The sequence below is a fragment of the Chryseotalea sp. genome (assembly GCF_057350905.1).
Genome location: NZ_JBMRCF010000008.1, coordinates 19,382 through 35,492, shown reverse-complemented (window position 1 = coordinate 35,492; position 16,111 = coordinate 19,382). Strand labels below are relative to the sequence as shown.

The 16,111-nt window shown below is 40.0% G+C and carries 16 protein-coding genes; 9 read left to right on the top strand and 7 right to left on the bottom strand.

What is annotated here, in order from left to right:
- Positions 1–49: 49 nt before the first annotated feature.
- The 6 genes from ACO1XM_RS08455 (at position 50) to ACO1XM_RS08430 (ending at position 3,742) form a co-directional block, all read left to right on the top strand.
- A complete protein-coding gene (locus ACO1XM_RS08455) occupies positions 50–841 on the top strand; it encodes a pirin family protein (protein WP_486227837.1) in 792 nt (263 codons plus the stop codon).
- Between the two features lie 76 nt (positions 842–917).
- Positions 918–1,787, top strand: coding sequence for a pirin family protein (locus tag ACO1XM_RS08450; protein ID WP_486227835.1), 870 nt, complete (start codon positions 918–920; stop codon positions 1,785–1,787).
- Between the two features lie 78 nt (positions 1,788–1,865).
- Complete coding sequence (locus ACO1XM_RS08445) at positions 1,866–2,264, top strand: hypothetical protein (RefSeq protein ID WP_486227833.1); 399 nt, start codon at positions 1,866–1,868, stop codon at positions 2,262–2,264.
- A gap of 52 nt (positions 2,265–2,316) precedes the next feature.
- Complete coding sequence (locus ACO1XM_RS08440) at positions 2,317–2,895, top strand: nitroreductase family protein (protein WP_486227831.1); 579 nt, start codon at positions 2,317–2,319, stop codon at positions 2,893–2,895.
- A 1-nt stretch (position 2,896) separates the two neighbouring features.
- Complete coding sequence (locus ACO1XM_RS08435) at positions 2,897–3,298, top strand: OsmC family protein (protein WP_486227829.1); 402 nt, start codon at positions 2,897–2,899, stop codon at positions 3,296–3,298.
- 9 nt (positions 3,299–3,307) lie between these two features.
- Positions 3,308–3,742 carry a (4Fe-4S)-binding protein gene (locus ACO1XM_RS08430; RefSeq protein ID WP_486227827.1) on the top strand — a complete coding sequence of 145 codons (435 nt, stop codon included), beginning with the start codon at positions 3,308–3,310 and terminating at the stop codon, positions 3,740–3,742.
- Here the strand turns inward: ACO1XM_RS08430 and ACO1XM_RS08425 are convergent.
- The 6 genes from ACO1XM_RS08425 to ACO1XM_RS08400 all read right to left on the bottom strand — a co-directional run bounded on the left by ACO1XM_RS08425 (position 3,739) and on the right by ACO1XM_RS08400 (position 13,095).
- Positions 3,739–5,622: a tetratricopeptide repeat-containing sensor histidine kinase gene (locus ACO1XM_RS08425; RefSeq protein WP_486227825.1), complete on the bottom strand. Its 1,884-nt coding sequence runs from the start codon at positions 5,620–5,622 to the stop codon at positions 3,739–3,741. The genes ACO1XM_RS08430 and ACO1XM_RS08425 overlap by 4 nt on opposite strands.
- A gap of 285 nt (positions 5,623–5,907) precedes the next feature.
- On the bottom strand, positions 5,908–6,663 hold the full coding sequence (locus ACO1XM_RS08420; protein WP_486227823.1) for a hypothetical protein: 756 nt from the start codon (positions 6,661–6,663) through the stop codon (positions 5,908–5,910).
- Positions 6,664–6,864: 201 nt separating this feature from the next.
- A complete protein-coding gene (locus tag ACO1XM_RS08415; RefSeq protein WP_486227821.1) occupies positions 6,865–9,927 on the bottom strand; it encodes an efflux RND transporter permease subunit in 3,063 nt (1,020 codons plus the stop codon).
- Positions 9,928–9,974: 47 nt separating this feature from the next.
- On the bottom strand, positions 9,975–11,021 hold the full coding sequence (locus ACO1XM_RS08410) for an efflux RND transporter periplasmic adaptor subunit (RefSeq protein ID WP_486227819.1): 1,047 nt from the start codon (positions 11,019–11,021) through the stop codon (positions 9,975–9,977).
- Between the two features lie 34 nt (positions 11,022–11,055).
- Positions 11,056–12,414 carry a TolC family protein gene (locus tag ACO1XM_RS08405; protein ID WP_486227817.1) on the bottom strand — a complete coding sequence of 453 codons (1,359 nt, stop codon included), beginning with the start codon at positions 12,412–12,414 and terminating at the stop codon, positions 11,056–11,058.
- Between the two features lie 33 nt (positions 12,415–12,447).
- Positions 12,448–13,095, bottom strand: a complete 648-nt coding sequence (locus ACO1XM_RS08400) for a TetR/AcrR family transcriptional regulator (RefSeq protein ID WP_486227815.1) — start codon at positions 13,093–13,095, stop codon at positions 12,448–12,450.
- A 442-nt stretch (positions 13,096–13,537) separates the two neighbouring features.
- Here ACO1XM_RS08400 and ACO1XM_RS08395 point away from each other — a divergent pair, with 442 nt between their 5' ends.
- From ACO1XM_RS08395 to ACO1XM_RS08385, 3 genes are read left to right on the top strand one after another with little or no spacing between them, the layout of a single operon-like run.
- The gene (locus ACO1XM_RS08395) at positions 13,538–14,020 is read left to right on the top strand and encodes a hypothetical protein (protein WP_486227813.1); all 483 of its coding nucleotides are present in this window, start codon (positions 13,538–13,540) and stop codon (positions 14,018–14,020) included.
- A gap of 50 nt (positions 14,021–14,070) precedes the next feature.
- Positions 14,071–15,174, top strand: a complete 1,104-nt coding sequence (locus ACO1XM_RS08390) for a sensor histidine kinase (protein ID WP_486227812.1) — start codon at positions 14,071–14,073, stop codon at positions 15,172–15,174.
- On the top strand, positions 15,171–15,590 hold the full coding sequence (locus tag ACO1XM_RS08385) for a response regulator (protein ID WP_486227810.1): 420 nt from the start codon (positions 15,171–15,173) through the stop codon (positions 15,588–15,590). Before ACO1XM_RS08390 ends, ACO1XM_RS08385 begins: the two co-directional genes overlap by 4 nt.
- Positions 15,591–15,721: 131 nt before the next feature.
- Here the strand turns inward: ACO1XM_RS08385 and ACO1XM_RS08380 are convergent, their stop codons facing one another.
- Positions 15,722–16,048, bottom strand: coding sequence for a hypothetical protein (locus tag ACO1XM_RS08380; protein WP_486227808.1), 327 nt, complete (start codon positions 16,046–16,048; stop codon positions 15,722–15,724).
- Positions 16,049–16,111 lie beyond the last annotated feature (63 nt).

Genomic DNA, 16,111 nt, shown 5'->3' with positions numbered 1-16,111 from the left:
TGTTGTAACTTTAATTCAGCATTCGCGTGTATATGATTAGTTATAACCTATGAAAACTTATAAGAACAGCATTTTGATGCTTTTGTTAATGGCCGCCACATTGGTTTCAAATGCACAAAAAACAAAAACCATGAAAACAGTATATCATAAAGCCGATAGTCGCGGTCATGCTTACCACGGTTGGCTAGACGCACACCATACTTTTAGTTTTGCTAATTATTACGATCCACTCCGCATGCAATTTGGTGCTTTGCGGGTATTGAATGATGACATCGTACAGGGGGGAAGAGGTTTTGGTCAGCATCCACATGATAATATGGAGATCATCACCATTCCTTTGCGTGGTTCCCTGGAGCATAAAGATAACACAGGGGGGCATGGGATTATCAAAGCAGGAGAGGTGCAGGTAATGAGTGCCGGTACGGGGGTGCAACACAGTGAAGTAAATGCATCAGCCACAGAAGATGTAAATCTTTTACAAATCTGGGTTTTCCCCAGACAAAAAAATGTACAGCCACGCTACGATCAAAAGCAATTCTCAGTAGAAGGTCGCACAAATAAATGGCAGAACATTGTGTCGCCTGCCAAAGACACGGAGGCGCTATGGGTAAATCAGGACACCTGGTTTTCACTCGGAAAATTCACAAAAGGCTTTAGTAAAGAATATTCACTTAACAAAACGGGTAATGGTGTTTATGTTTTTGTGATTGAAGGTGATGTAAGTGTTAACGGACAAAAATTGAATAAGCGTGATGGCTTAGGCATTTGGGATATTGATAAACTTACTCTTGTGGCCGATAGCGATGCTGAAGTTTTGCTGATGGAGGTTCCGATGAAATAAAGTATGATTTAAGAATTTAGAATTTAGAATTTAGAATTTAGAATTTTTGCTGTGGAGGCAAACTATAAATTAAGTTATGAAAACAAGATCTGTTTCTCATTTATTGTATGCTCACCCCATGGATATGGGAGGCTTGCCCATTCGGCAACCCTTGCCAACCCAGCAGGTGCAGCAGGTAGATCCATTCTTATTATTACACCATGCTAACATAAAAGTGCCTGTGCACCGTTCCCCTTTGCATAGTGGTGTAGATCCACATCCGCATAGGGGCTTTTCTCCAGTTACTTTTGTTTTTGAAGGTGGTGTACACCATCGTGACAGTCGAGGTAATAATAGTGTAGTGTATGCAGGAGGTGCGCAATGGATGAATGCCGGTATGGGCATTATACACAGCGAAAGACCCGCGCCAGATATTCATGAGATTGGTGGTCGGCAAGAGATTATTCAATTATGGATTAACACACCTGCTAAACATAAAATGGATCAGCCATCTTACTTTCCCTTACAGGCGAGTGAAGTACCTTCATTTGCCTCAACAGATGGATTGATCAGCACAAATGTATTTGCCGGTGAGTTGCAAGGTGTAAAAGGAAAAGTGAATACACTGAGCCCTGTCAATGCAGCAACAGTTTATGCAAAGCAGGGTGGACGTATTGCCTATGAGTTACCCAAAAATCATCATGCGTTGTTATACCTCTTGGATGGAAAGATAAAACTGGATGGTTATGGGTTAGTTGAAGGGTTGCATCTGATTTACTTTAAACAAGATGGTGAGGGCATCAGTTTCGAGGCTAGTGAAGATACTCGATTACTTTTATTGAGTGGTGAGCCTTTGAATGAACCGGTAGTGTCGCACGGTCCTTTTGTAATGAACAATCAAACACAAATCATGGAAGCCATGCGCGATTATCAGCTAGGCAAGATGGGGATATTGGTGGAGGAGTAGTTTTAATTTTAGCTTCGAGCTTCGAGCCTCTAGCTTCTAAATTCTAAATTCTAAATTCTAAATTCTAAATTCTAAATTATGTCAAACAACCAACTAACCTTAGTCAAAGCCTTAAAGGCTGGTCTAATTGCCGGAGTTATCGGAGCCGGCATTAATAATGTATGGAGCTTAATCGCCAGTGCACTGGGTGCTACTATTCCTGCGGGGTTTTTTATGGCAGTAACCATCTCATCCATCTTACCTGTATTGATCGGTGCATTGCTGTTTTTTGTCTTCGTGCGTTTTGTGCCCAAAGGACAGCTACTATGGCTAGTGCTTAGTGTTGGTTTCACTTTATTTAGCTTCTACCCTGTGTTTACAACACCTCAGCTACCAGATGGCACAGTCCTGGACAGCACCTTTCCACTTTTAGCCGCACCCATGCATGCTTTTTCAGGTTTTTTGGCGATTTGGGGTATTCCTAGGTGGAGCAAGTAAACCGAATGCACATGAATATTGTTTGTAAGCGATGATCGATGAATTAACCGCAATGACTAAATCAGCCAATATTGAATTTGAAGTGGCCGACCTGATTAAACATAGGAAAAGTTCAAGGGCTTTTTCTACAAAATTGGTAGAGCCTGAAAAGATAAACTCCTTGTTTGAAGCTGCACGCTGGTCTGCCTCCAGCATGAATGAGCAACCCTGGCAATATTTATTTGCTACGAGAGACCAAACAGAATTATGGAATAAATTTTTCAGCGTACTGAATGAAGGTAACAGAACCTGGGTTCAACAAGTACCACTGTTAATTTTTAGTGTAACCCGAAAAGTATTTAAACGCTTTAATTCACCTAACGCTTATACATTATATGATTTAGGGGCAGCCAATACACTGCTTTCTTTACAAGCGGTGGACTTAGGGTTGCAGGTGAGACAAATGGCGGGTTACGACCACCAAAAAGCAAGAGCACTTTTTAATGTACCGGATGATTTTGAACTAGGCGTGATGATGGCGGTTGGCTATCCTGCACCAATAGAGGAAATGCCTGAAGAGATTCGTAAAAAAGAATTGGCTGCCAGAGAGCGGTTGCTTCAGGAACATTTTGTAAAAAATGGTATCTTTTAGCATGGAAGAAAAAGTAGCAGTAGCCACCATTGGCCAGGATGTTTATAAAACGGAATTAGTCGCCAGAACGCACACTGTTATTGCTGACGAACCGCTGGATGTGGGAGGAAAGGATTTGGGACCCCGACCCGGTGATTTCTTAAGAATGTCACTGGCTTCATGCACTGCGATTACTTTGCGTATGTACGCTAACAGGAAAAATTTTGACGTGCAGGAAATAAAAGTAACCGTAGTTTCGAAAGATGTGGAAGGCGGAACGGCCTTTGAAACCCATGTTGAAGTAAAAGGCAAGCTTGACGAACAGCAACACCAACGCATGTTGCAGATTGCTAAATTGTGCCCTGTGCATAAGGTGCTGACAAATCCAATTCAAATAAACACCAGTCTTTCATTGGTTAACTAAATAAAGCCCATGGATAAAAAAGACATAACCAAAAAGTACAGCAATGGTGAAGTCACTATTGTTTGGAAACCAAGCGAATGCATACACTCAACAATCTGTTTTCGCGGTCTTGGTGAAGTATTCGATCCACATAAGCGACCTTGGATTACACCCGAACATGGTACCACAGAAAAGATAATAGAACAAGTTAAAAAATGCCCCAGCGGTGCCCTCAGTTATTACATGAACAGCGACACTGAACAAAAGCATGTGCAAGTACAATCAGAAACCATTGTTGAAACCAGTATGAATGGTCCCTTATTGGTATATGGAAATGTGGTGGTAAAAGATAAAGAAGGTGTGTTGACTAAGAAAAATAATGTGACTGCTTTTTGCCGTTGTGGTGCATCAGCGAATAAACCTTACTGTGACGGTTCTCATAGAAAGATAAATTTTATTGGCTAGGCCAGCGGGAGAGTAAAAGTAATTTCAGTACCTGCACCTGACTCACTCTTTACATAAATCTGTCCATCGTTGTGCTCGACAAATTCTCGACAAAGTAAAAAACCGAGCCCTGTTCCTTTTTCCTGTAAGGTGCCAATCTTGGTGAAGTGATCCTTGGTAAGCTCAAGACGTTCTATTTCACTCGCTGTCATACCAATGCCTTCATCTTTTACAATGATGTGGCAATGTTTATCCAATATTTTTGCCGATACGTAAACAGTGGTGCCTGATTTAGAAAACTTGATTCCATTGTGAATGAGGTTACGCAATACCACCTGCACCTGATCAGGATCAGCGTAGACGAGTATTGTGTCCGCAATATTATTTTTTATGTGAACCTCTTTACGATTGGCAATGTCGTGTAATAAACGGGCGGCTTCGTCTATAGTACTTTTAATATCGATAATGGCAGGTCTGGTCCTTATACCTTCCATCTGACTCATGGACCAATTTAATAGATTTTCAAGAGTGCGTTGTGTAACATTTACATTGGCCTTTAACTTGTCGGAATGTTTGATAAACTCTTCTTGCGTTAATAAGTTTTTTGAAAACAGGTCTAACAGTGACTGAAGATTATTGATAGGCCCTCTCAGGTCATGACTGATTACAGAAAAGAGTTTCGATTTCAATTGATTCAGATCATGCAATTTTTCAGCTTGTACCTGCATTTCTTCTTTTTGTTGTTCAATCGATTTGTTTTTTGAAGAGAGCTCTTCATTTGCTTTTCTATGCGCTCTTTTAGCATTCATTTGCATGAATAATAGCGCCCATAACAGCACAATGATAATTACCAGTGAAAATACAATGATGCGTTGATTGTTACTTTGCTGTTGTTTGAGCGCATTTTCTTTTTCTAATAATGAAATGGTATTATCCTTTTGCTCGGTTTCATACAAAATCTTCATCTCCTCGATCTGACCTGATGAGGTTGCATTAAAGAGACTATCCTTAAATCGGGCAGCCAGCTGAGTATGTTCGAGTGCTTTGTAGGGTTCTTTTTTAGCAAGGTAAACCTCGCTAAGCTTTTCATGCGCTTTGAAGAGTGCCTGCCAATTGTTTATCTCATAGCTTGTGCTTATAGATTTTTTTAAATACCCGATAGCCTTGTCGTATTGCTGCAAACCAATTAAGGCTGAAGCAAGCTGATAATTACTAATACCGTATGCACGTTTATTCTTCACCAGACTATCTAATACTATTGCTTTACCCGCAAGCTGTAAGGCTTCCTGAAACTTATTTTCCGACAACAAAATGCGGGTCTTTCTTCCGTAAAGAACACTTTTGTTAAGCGAATCATTTAAGAGTTCATAGATTTCAATGCCTTTGTCTGAAGCATAGACAGCGGAATCGTTTTGGTTAATAGCAGCATAATAGAATGAAAGTTCTCTGTAATAATTCGCAAGTACTTTTGGTTCTTCCGGATGGAGAATGGCTATATCATAAACCCTTTTGAGGTATTTCCTTCCTTCTTCAGGATTTTTCAGATCGAGGAACGTTCGGCAAAGTTCCAGGAGTACAAGCGACTTTTCATAATCATACGGGGTGGTCTCTATGAACTTGAGGGACCGGTAACCATATTCTGCACTTAGTTTATAATTAGCCTTAACCCAGTTGCTGTACGCAAGTGTATAATAGGCAAAGCCATTGAGGTAGTTATTTTTTGGCTTAAGCGATGCAATAGTTTGTTTGCAATAATAGATGGCACTGTCAGGATTATTAAGCCTGATGCTTTGCGCTCTATAGAGGACAGAGATTATTTTCAAACTGTCTTGTTCACTTTGTGCTGGGGAAGGTGTGTAAACAAACAGCAGAAAGAATAAGATGATTATTTTACCTTTCATGCACTCCGAAAAGTAAGGAACTCCTATTACTTAGAAAAGCGTTAACCTAATTAAACTTTTTAGACAGAAATAAGGCACGAACAAATGGATTTAAATAGGCGAATTTTCTTGAATATCAGTTAAAATTGACTTTTCAGGACATTTTTCCTCTATTAAGTAGAAACTTCTTTTTCGCGTATACCCAGTTCGTGGCGAAATGGATTCGGCTAAAAGATTGATTTTCTCCAAAATAAAATCGGTCGCTGATGTAGCGACCGATCCATTATTGTTAAATAAAATAAGCCCTTAAATGCTTTTTGTTAAGGCAGCGATGCGTTGCTCCGCTTCGGCATAACCCAGGGTAGCTGCTAATTTGTATAATTCAAGTGCTTCTTGTTGGGTAGCTTTTTTCTTACGAGGTGCCAGCTTGGTTCGTTTTGCTGCAGTCTCAAGTGCCTGCGCTTGTTTAAAGTATGATTCAGCCTGCGTGTTGGAAGCCTCGAGGATCAACCCATCTACTTTTTGTTGCAGGGAAACAATGCTCTGTTGATTCAACTGTATCATTTCAGTTTTTTCAAAAAGCGCTTCATCCTTCTGCTTTACAACTAAGGCCAGTTCACTATTTTCCAATCTCACCTTTTCTACCTCTTCCTGTAGGGCAACTAATTGAGCAGTACTTAATTCAAGATCATGCTTCAGCTTTTTAATGGTATTGGCATAATACCGATTATCCGCTTTCGACTTTTTAATAGTTGCCTCCATAGTTGCCAGTTTGTCAAATGTTTGCTTAACATAATCATTGATATTATTAAGTCTGTCGGTGTAATTAGCATAAGAGGTGCCTTCAACCATATGCAGACTCAATGAATTCCTGCTCAAATCAATTGAATCGATCAGCACACCTACATCATTCAAGGTCTGTGCAAGCTCAAGGCTTGTCTGTAGCTCCGATTGAAGGGAATCAACAGTTGTTCTCAACTGCTTATTTTCTTCCATATGGCAACTGCTTAGCATCGCTGCTGCAGCGATACCTGCGGTGATGATGAATAATTTTAGTTTCATGTGTTAGGTTGTTTTGTTTAGCCTATATAACGCATGAAGATGAAGTAAAAATTGATTTTGCTGATGAGCGACATCATGTTTCGTTAAAGCAACGAATGGTTCAACCAACGTTATACTAAAATGAAACCAACACTGTTAAAAACATTAAAGGTCATGATCTGCATCATGACCTTTAATATACTTACTACGATTAAGTAAATTTTATTTGGCAGCTTCAGTCTTTATTTCAACATGTGGAGGAATCAGTTTGTACACAACGGGTGTCACCACTCTTGAAAGTAAGGTTGAGCTGATTAATCCACCGATAAGCACAATAGCCAAAGGTGATATTAAAGGATTAGATGACCAGGCTATCGGTAATAATCCACCAATGGCAGTCATAGAAGTTAAGATGATCGGGAGGAAGCGTACTTCACCTGCTTCGCGTATGGCATCTTCTAATGATTTACCCTGCTCTCTTAATTGGTTCGTGAAATCTACCAGAAGGATTGTATTCTTTACTTCAATACCAGCCAACGCGATAAGTCCGATGATGGCAACAAATGAAAGTGAATTACCCGTGATGAGTAAAGCAAGTACAGCACCGACTATGCCCAAAGGAATAACCGATAGTACAATTAAGGTACTTTTAAAGGTGCCGAATTCAAGAATAAGTACAGCGATAAATAAGAAGATGGTGACAATGATAACACTTTCAAATCCACCAAAAGATTCCTGCCTGCTTTCAACTTCACCCCCCATGCCATAAGTATAACCCGCTGGCAAGGACATCGCATCCATTTTAGTTACTACATCATTAATAATGTTGTCTACTAAAAATCCTTTACCCACAAAGGCAGTAACTGAAACCATGCGGATCTTATCGTAGTGATTAATATTAATTGGCGATGACTCTAACCGGAGATCAGCTACTTGCTTGAGTGGTATAGCCCGGCCTTGTTGGTTGTTGACATATAAATTTTCTAATGCATCGAGTGTAGACTGACCCTGATTCGCTTTTGTTAAAAGAATTTCAACGTCATCTCCGTTTTCATCCGAGAATTTACCAACGTTTAATCCGGCTACTGCCAAACGCACCGTGCGATCAATCGTAACGGTAGGAATGCCCAACATCTGCGCTTTCTCTTTGTTGATATCCACTTTAATATCAGACTTGAGGTGGGTAACAGGATTGGTTATATACAGCGTGCCTTCAGTTTGTTCTAAAGTTTGTTCTACTTTTACAGCAAGACTTCTCAGGGTGTCTAAATTATCGCCAAACAACCGCACCTCTACTGGAGCATTGATCGGTGGCCCTTGCTCGAAGTTTTTTACTTCAACCTTGGCACCGGGGTATGGTGTCCACTTACTGCGCAAGGTTTCAATCAAGGCAAGCTTTTTAAAGGGAGGTGTATCTTCATGTAGTTGAACAAAAAGCTGAGTGTAATCTGTCCGCTCATTTTCAGGAATTACATTATAATAGATGCGCGGATTACCTTTACCTACATTGGTAGCCACATATTGTATTTCTTCATACTGACTCAGTTCTTTTTCAATCGCTTTTGTAATACTATCGGTGTAAGCCAGGTTTGATTGCAAGGGCGTAGTGATCTCTACCAGAAACTGTGGTTTTTCCGAGGCAGGGAATAAACTAAAACCAATAACAGGAAAAAGTTGAAGCGAAGCGATAAAAATAATCAAGGCAATCCCTATAGTCCACCAGGGTTTGCCTAAGGCTTTATCTAGTAATACTGAGTAGCTGCCGTTGATTAATTTCTTAAGTCCACGCATGAAAATATTTCCGTCAGGATGGCCATGTGGTTCTTTTAATAAACGACTCGACAAGAATGGAATGATGGTAAGTGAAACCAACATAGAAGCCAGTACGGAAGTAATCACACCCATCGGCAAACTTCTGATAAACTCACCGGCTGCTTCAGGTAGAAACACCAAGGGTAAAAATGCAATGATGAGTGTAGCTGTACAGCCAACTACTGCCAAGCCTATTTGTTGTGTAGCTTTTAAGGTGGCCTCCATTCTGCTATGACCGTCTCGCAACCAGCGCTCAATATTTTCCACTACTACAATACTGTCATCAACCAATAAACCAAGTGCAACCACTAGACCAACAATGCTTAATTGATTAAGTGTGTAGCCCATGGCATTCATTAATACAATACCAATAGCCAAAGAAAGTGGAATGGAGATCATTACAATAATGGCGGCACGTTGCCCGAGGGGAAGCAGGGTAATCGCTACTAATAGAATAGCGATGATAAAATCCATTCCTAAACCACTCAATCTTTTATTTACGTTATCTGCCTGATCGAAGTGATGTACAAGATCAATATTAGCAGGGAGCGTCTTTTTAAATTCTTCAATAACAGGCGCGTATATTTCCTGGGTTTTGGAAATATTTTCACCTGGTTTTTGTGCAGCAGTTATAAAAATACTTCTGTAACCATTAAGCCTGGTGATGTGTGTTTCTTCTTCATATGTTGAATAAACAGCAGCAATATCTTTTAATAGAATATTTTTATTGTTGGAAGAAAGCACAATGGTATTGCGTATCTCCTCTGCGTCTTTATAGTTACCACTGGTTTTAATGTTAAATGATTTGGTGCTGGCATCAACACTACCACCAGGAATGTTGGCAATTTCACTTTGCAGATTACCGATGACAGCTTCCAGTGGAATACGTAACTGCGCCATTTTTTCCAACTGTAGGTCTATGCGTACTATGCGATCGGGCAGGCCATGAATTTTTACATTTTTAAGTTGCTTGATTTGCTCAAGCTTATCCTGTAAATCTTCAGCAGCCTCTTTCATTTTATCGCGTGGTGCGCTTTCAGAGACCAGGGCAATCTGAATAATGTTTACATCCGATGGCAGTACCCTTCGCACTTCAAGACTCGCCAGGTTTTGTGGTAGCTCGCTGCGTAAGGCGTTAACCTCCCTGACCAACTCAGAATACTTGTCATCTACATCACTTTCGTAAATGTATTCTACAAATAGAACGGCTACACCATCAGAAATATTGGTTTTGATGCGTTTGATACCCTCGAGTCCAGAAATTTTTTGTTCTAGTGGTTCAACCACGAGCTCTTCCATGTCTTTAGGACTGGTTCCTGGGAAAACAGCTACGATAGGATATTGTGGTGCATGAAGTTCAGGATCTTCAGAGCGTGGCATCGTAAGGATGGTGGTCGCTCCAAGTGCTATTATCATTAGAAAGATCACCAGCGTAAACTGATAATTCTTTACTGCATAGTCTGATATTTTCATAGTAGTATTGGATCTGTTGAGATCGTAGTACGTGATTAAAGATTAAGCTACTGGATAACTTTTATGGATGAACCGTCCTTTAAGTAGGCACTACCCGATACGATCAGGAGTTGTTTATTTTCCAAACCAGACAAAATGATTACTTCATCTTTGGTGATACTGCCAATGCTTACTATTGTTTTTTCTACCGTCTTTGAATCGTTGGTGGTGTATACATAACCTGTTTGCGCGTCACCATCTAAAAGCGCTGTATATGGAATGCGCCAGCCACTTTGTTGTTTACGAGTGGTGATACTTACTTTAGCAAACAGACCACTCGCCAGGTTTTCACTTTTATCTTTGAGCGTAAGTTCTATATTGAATGCACCTCCAAGACCATCAGTTGCTTCTGATTTTCTGCTAACCAAAGCTTCGTGCAGTTGATCAGGTGTAGCATCTGTGCTCACTTGTGCTACATCACCCACATTGATTAAAGCCCACTCCCGATCGCTCACACCTACTTTTACCTTCCATTGGTTTTGTGAAGCGCCATTGGTTTGAAACACGGCACTCCCCGAAGTAATCACTTGCCCTTCATTGGCAATTTTGCGAAGGATAAAACCATCGCTGAGCGCTTTTATTTCAGAGTAGCTGAGATTAAAATTGGCAGCATCCATTTGTTGTTGTGCTAACTGCATACCTGTTTTGGCATTTTGATATTGCTCAAGGGTAGCTACGCTGTCTTTATATAAATTTTCAACACGGTTGTAGTCGCGCTTGGCTTTTTCATAAGCTAGTTTGGCTTGCGATACTTGCGCAGCAATTTCAGTAAGGTTTAAGCGTGCCAATGTTTGCCCCTTCTTAATGGCATCACCTTCTTTTACAAAGATCTTGTCAATAACACCACCGGTTTTAAAGGATAAAAAGGTCTCATCATCTGTAGTGAAAACACCAGAACTTTGAATAGTGGAATTAAGCTTTTCTTTGGTAATGGTTTTAACGGTAACAGGAATAACATCCTTGGCAAGTTGTTTTTCATTATTGCCTTCGCTGGTGCTGCAGGCCTGAAGAATAACCAGGGCCGCTAACATGAGTAATAGGGAGTTTCGTTTCATGGTGTTGTATAATTTCCGGGGTCGTTTAATAATTTTATTTGAGAGCGTAAGCAGCTGTTTCCCTTTCCAGGTTGGCAGCAGCGATGAGTACTTTATATCGATTAATATTCAGTAAGAGCTGTGTGGTGGTTAATTGATTACGGGCATCAATGCTTTCAATAAAAGTGCTCACGCCTTCTTTGTAACCCTTGTCGATTAATTTTTGATAGCTGAGTGATGCCTCATATTGTTTCTGAGCTGATACATAGTTCTGATAAGCACTGCTTACACTATTGCGGGCAAACTGTATACTCATTTTTAGTTGATTCGAGACAAGACTGCGGTTGAGTTCAGCATTTCTCACATCAAGCTTCGATTGCTGTATGCGATGACGATTGGTAAAGCCTGCGAATAAAGGCATGTCAAGCTGTAAACCAATTAAATAATAGTTAGCATCATTATTATATTTTAAATTCTCGGCCTGCGCACCAAGGTCAACGAAGCCACTTAGTTTCGGCATCCAGAAAGCCTGCTTCATATTTAACACGGTAGTATTGAGTTCCACTGCGCTTTGCAGCTGCAATAGCTCCTCGCGTTCGCGCAAAGTATTTTCATTTTGAAAAGTACCGCTTACTGCGTTGACAGCCTCTACTGCATTAAAATCTGCATTGATGCTTGCATTGCTATCTCTGTTAAGCAGGAAATTAAAATAGAGCTTGGCATTGTTTACTTGTTGTTCCGCTTCAGTGGCTTGGGCTTTAATGCTTTCAATTTCACTTTCAGCACGCAGTACATACGCGGGTAAGCCTTTCCCATTCGCCAATAATGATTCATTGACACGCTTGCTTTCCAGCGCTCTGTTCATGGCACTTTGGTAGATACCTTGTGCTTCCAGGGCATTCAAATAATTATAGTAGGCTGTTTTGATATTTTTTACGAGCTCACGTTTATAAATAGTAACTTCAAATTCTTGCAACATTTTTTGTTGTTGCTGAATTTTCTTGTTGTACAGAAGGTCTGTGTTAATCAGCGGCATGGAGGTGCGTACGCGCACATCATAAAAGTTTTTAGGGAAGAAGTTCTGGTTTACATTTTCGATTTGTGGAAATTGATCGCTGGTGGTGAGTTGGTTGAGTGTGGCATATACCAGATTGAGTAAATCGCCCACAGGCAGGGCAATGCTTCGGCCCCCATCGCCCGTGGTATAGTTGCCGATAAGACCAACGGAAGGCGCAAACATGCCATTGGCAATCTTGAGGGCAAGCATGGCTTTGTCTAACATGACTGTTTTTTGTTGCAGCACCTGATTGGAATCAATGCCCTGTCGGATATAATCATCAAGGCTTTGTGCGTATAGCGACTGCGTTGTAAACAATATTACCAGTAGCTGGAGGGTTATTAATGGTGTTCTCATACTGAACAGTGTTAAGTGAGAGGGTAAAAAATTTTAGTTTTTAAGTTTTTCTAAAAGCTTTATAAATGTTTCGAAGTTGTGTTCTATCAGGGTATTTACATCCATGTTCAACGCGGTTACTTCAGCACAGGAGGCAGCCATGTGTTCTAAATGTCCACTGGTGTGAAGCGTGCAGAGTCCATGCATGCTGCTCCAGATCATAAAAGACAAACCAACAGGCTCCAGTCCATTGAAATAACCTTCTTGCTTGCAATCTTCTACAGTCTTGTATAGTAATGAGAAAGCGCGATCACCTTCATGCCATTCTTTTTCACAATCCGTTACATGCTGCATGGGCTCCTTCATCGAAAAGATGAGTGCATAAACGTCAGGATGGTCAAAAGCAAATTGCATATAAGCTCTGCCCAGGGCTTTCAGGCGCGAAAATGCAGGTTGTTCAAAATCAATTTTGCTGAAATGTTGTAATAGCAAGTTGAAACCATCTTGATGGAGGGCATGAACAATTTCATTCTTGTCTTTATAGTAGAGATAAATGGTGGCAGGAGAGTATTCGATTTTCTCCGCGATGGCGCGAATAGAGGTTGCTTCGAAACCTTTTTCTGTAAACAGTTGCTTCGCTGCGGTGAGGATATCTTTTTTCAGATCTTCCTTATGTCTCTCTTTTCTTTCGGCTACTCCCATATCGTGCACAAAACAACGAAAATATTCTGAACAGTGTTTAGTATACTGGTATTATTTTTCTCATATTAACCATAAGTAATTGATAATGAGGAATATAAATTTTATCCTGACGTTTTATTACTTATTTAAAAATGGATAGAAGTATGCTTTGTTTGAAGGGAATTCCTTTTTGTCATCATCAGCAAGGCAGAGCAGAGGTTCGTTTTTTTATAAACTTCCTTTAAAACCTGCCAGGTAATAATCCAGATCGCGTAGAGAAGCCCCCTTTCTCCCAGGTTTTACTTTGTTAACTTCTTGCAGGATATATGTTCAAAAAGAGGGGATATATTTCAAAAAATTGCATCTTACTGATACAATAATGAAATGGGCATTAACTCGTAAAAAGCCCTTTACTTCTGCTTTTAAGTACTTACTTATTTTGTTCAAAATAATCCAAAATCGTATGGAGCAGATTACTGAATTCTTTTCTAAACTATTTCAGACCGATGATTGGCCAGCACGTTGGGTGTGTGGAACGTGGTCATCGTTTCATGGGTGGTTATACATCACCAGCGACATTGCTATCTGGCTAGCCTATTTTGTGATCCCTGCTATTATCATTTTTTTTATTCAAAAGCGGCACAATTTGCCATTCTTACCGGTCTTCTGGCTATTCGGTGCATTTATCATTTTATGTGGGAGTACCCACCTTATTGATGCATTGATGTTTTGGTGGCCAGGATATCGCGTAAGCGCACTTCTACGGGCGTTGACGGCCTTTGTGAGTTTGGCCACTGCCTTTGTGCTTATCAGGGATTTACCTAAACTTATTGATGTACAATCCGATGATGAGTTAAAAACTTATAAGTTAGAAAAACAATTGAAAAAGTATGAGACCGAGATCGCTGAATTAAAAATGCAGTTGAACAATAAGACTGACGAATGACGACTCAACAAGGATACATGATCTTTCTTCAGAATGCCGTCTTGATTTTTATGGCGACATTAATTGCGAGTATTGTTTTCGTAGTGGATTTAAACACCGATAGCACAGTAGCGGTGGCCAGTATGTATGCCATAGTAATCCTATATAGTTGGCTCTTGCCTGGAAAACGTTCTACTACTTATACAGCAATAATCTGTACCGTACTCACCATTATTTCTGCATCACAGTCAGAAGAAATGGCTGTCAATCCGGGCGAATTATCAAAAGCAAATTTCGTTATATCATTAGTGGTCATTTGGATTTGTGTGGTCATGGTATTTATCGCTAAAAGTGGTTTTTCAAGTCTTGAAGGAATTAACAAACGACTTACAGAAAGTTCAGGTGAATTACTGGATAAAGTAAGAGAATTGGATGAACAGCAGCAGCAGTTATCAGATCACAAGTTAAAACTCGAAAATCTGAATGCGGATTTAATAGTTAAAAATAGGGAACTTGAACGTTTCACAAGTATTACAAGTCATGATTTACAAGAACCACTGCGCACCATCGGTAACATGACCCAACTCATTACACGTGAATACTACGCAAGTTTTGACGATCAAGGAAGAAAAATACTGGACTATATAATTTCTGCAACCAACAGGATGACGATCATGATTAAAGGATTGTTAGATTTTAGCAGAATTGGTAGCAAGCGAGAAACGGAAATGGTTGATTGCCCGCAGTTGGTACATCATATTATGTTGGACTTTGATGCAGCTTTAAAAGCTGCCAATGGTTCTATTACTATCCGTTCGCTGCCGATGGTTAAAGGTAATCCAGTTGAATTACGTATGCTCTTTCAGAATCTGATCAGTAATGGATTAAAATTCAGAAGCGCTGATGTAGCACCCAGCATTGAAGTGTCTGCGCATAGCACGAGCACTCATATAGAATTCTGTGTAAAGGACAATGGTATCGGAATTGATGAGGCTGACTACGAAAAAATATTTTACATTTTTCAGCGCCTGCATCCTGCATCACAATACGAAGGAACGGGTCTGGGGCTGGCCTACTGTAGGAAGATAGTAGAGTTGCATGGCGGAAAAATTTGGCTTAAATCCATTAAAGGTGTCGGGACTTCGTTTTATTTTACTTTATCAAAAATTGTATGAGCGAAAAAATTAATAAACTGGAATGTGTTTTACTTATTGATGATGATGAGGCGACTAACTTTTATCATAAAATTATATTGAAGGAAGAATGCACTCAAGTGCATATACAAACTGTAAGCTCAGCTAAAGAGGGATTGGATTTTTTGTTATGCAGAAACGCTTTTGCTGATTGTCCTCAACCGGGTATTATTTTTCTGGACATCAATATGCCGGGTATGGACGGTTGGGATTTTCTGGATAAGTATAACGAACTCTCAGTAGATATTCACAAACGGGCAGTAATAGCCATGCTAACAACGAGTGTTAATCCAGACGACAGGGATAGAGCTGCTGCAATACCTGTAGTGAAAGAATTTATACATAAGCCCTTAACAACTGAAGTTTTTAAGAAAATAGTGCAGGAAAATTTTGTCTAGAACTTTTTTTATCGCCCACTGAATAATGTATTATATCATTTACTGAACCTTATTGTGTAGATTTTCTGCTTTCCAGCAGACAGCACCAAAAAACAGCATCTGTTGCGCGATACGATACATGAAATTTTAAATTAATTTTTCTGAGTTCTTCTACCTACCTCTTTCAAAGTCCTGGCAGCCCTGGCTAATTCAAAAAGTTGATAAACATCATTTCGTATTGATTTTAGTTGATCTTTCCATTGTTCTGATGGTGGGTGCTGCTCTAATTCATGCAAAGTATAATTGAAGAAGAGCTCTCCCAGAAATTCGTAAGTCTGCAGTGTGACTGGAATTTCGCAAAGATGATCAATGATGGCTTCATGATCTTTGTACTGCTTGCGCAGGTCGCGGTGATCTTGCAGATGCATCGACTGCTCGATATTGTTTTTTACGGCTTGGCTGGTTTTTTTCTTTTTCATGACTATTTGACTAAAAGACCTGAAAGTATGAAGATAAGATCGTTTTGATCTCATGTCCAAGTT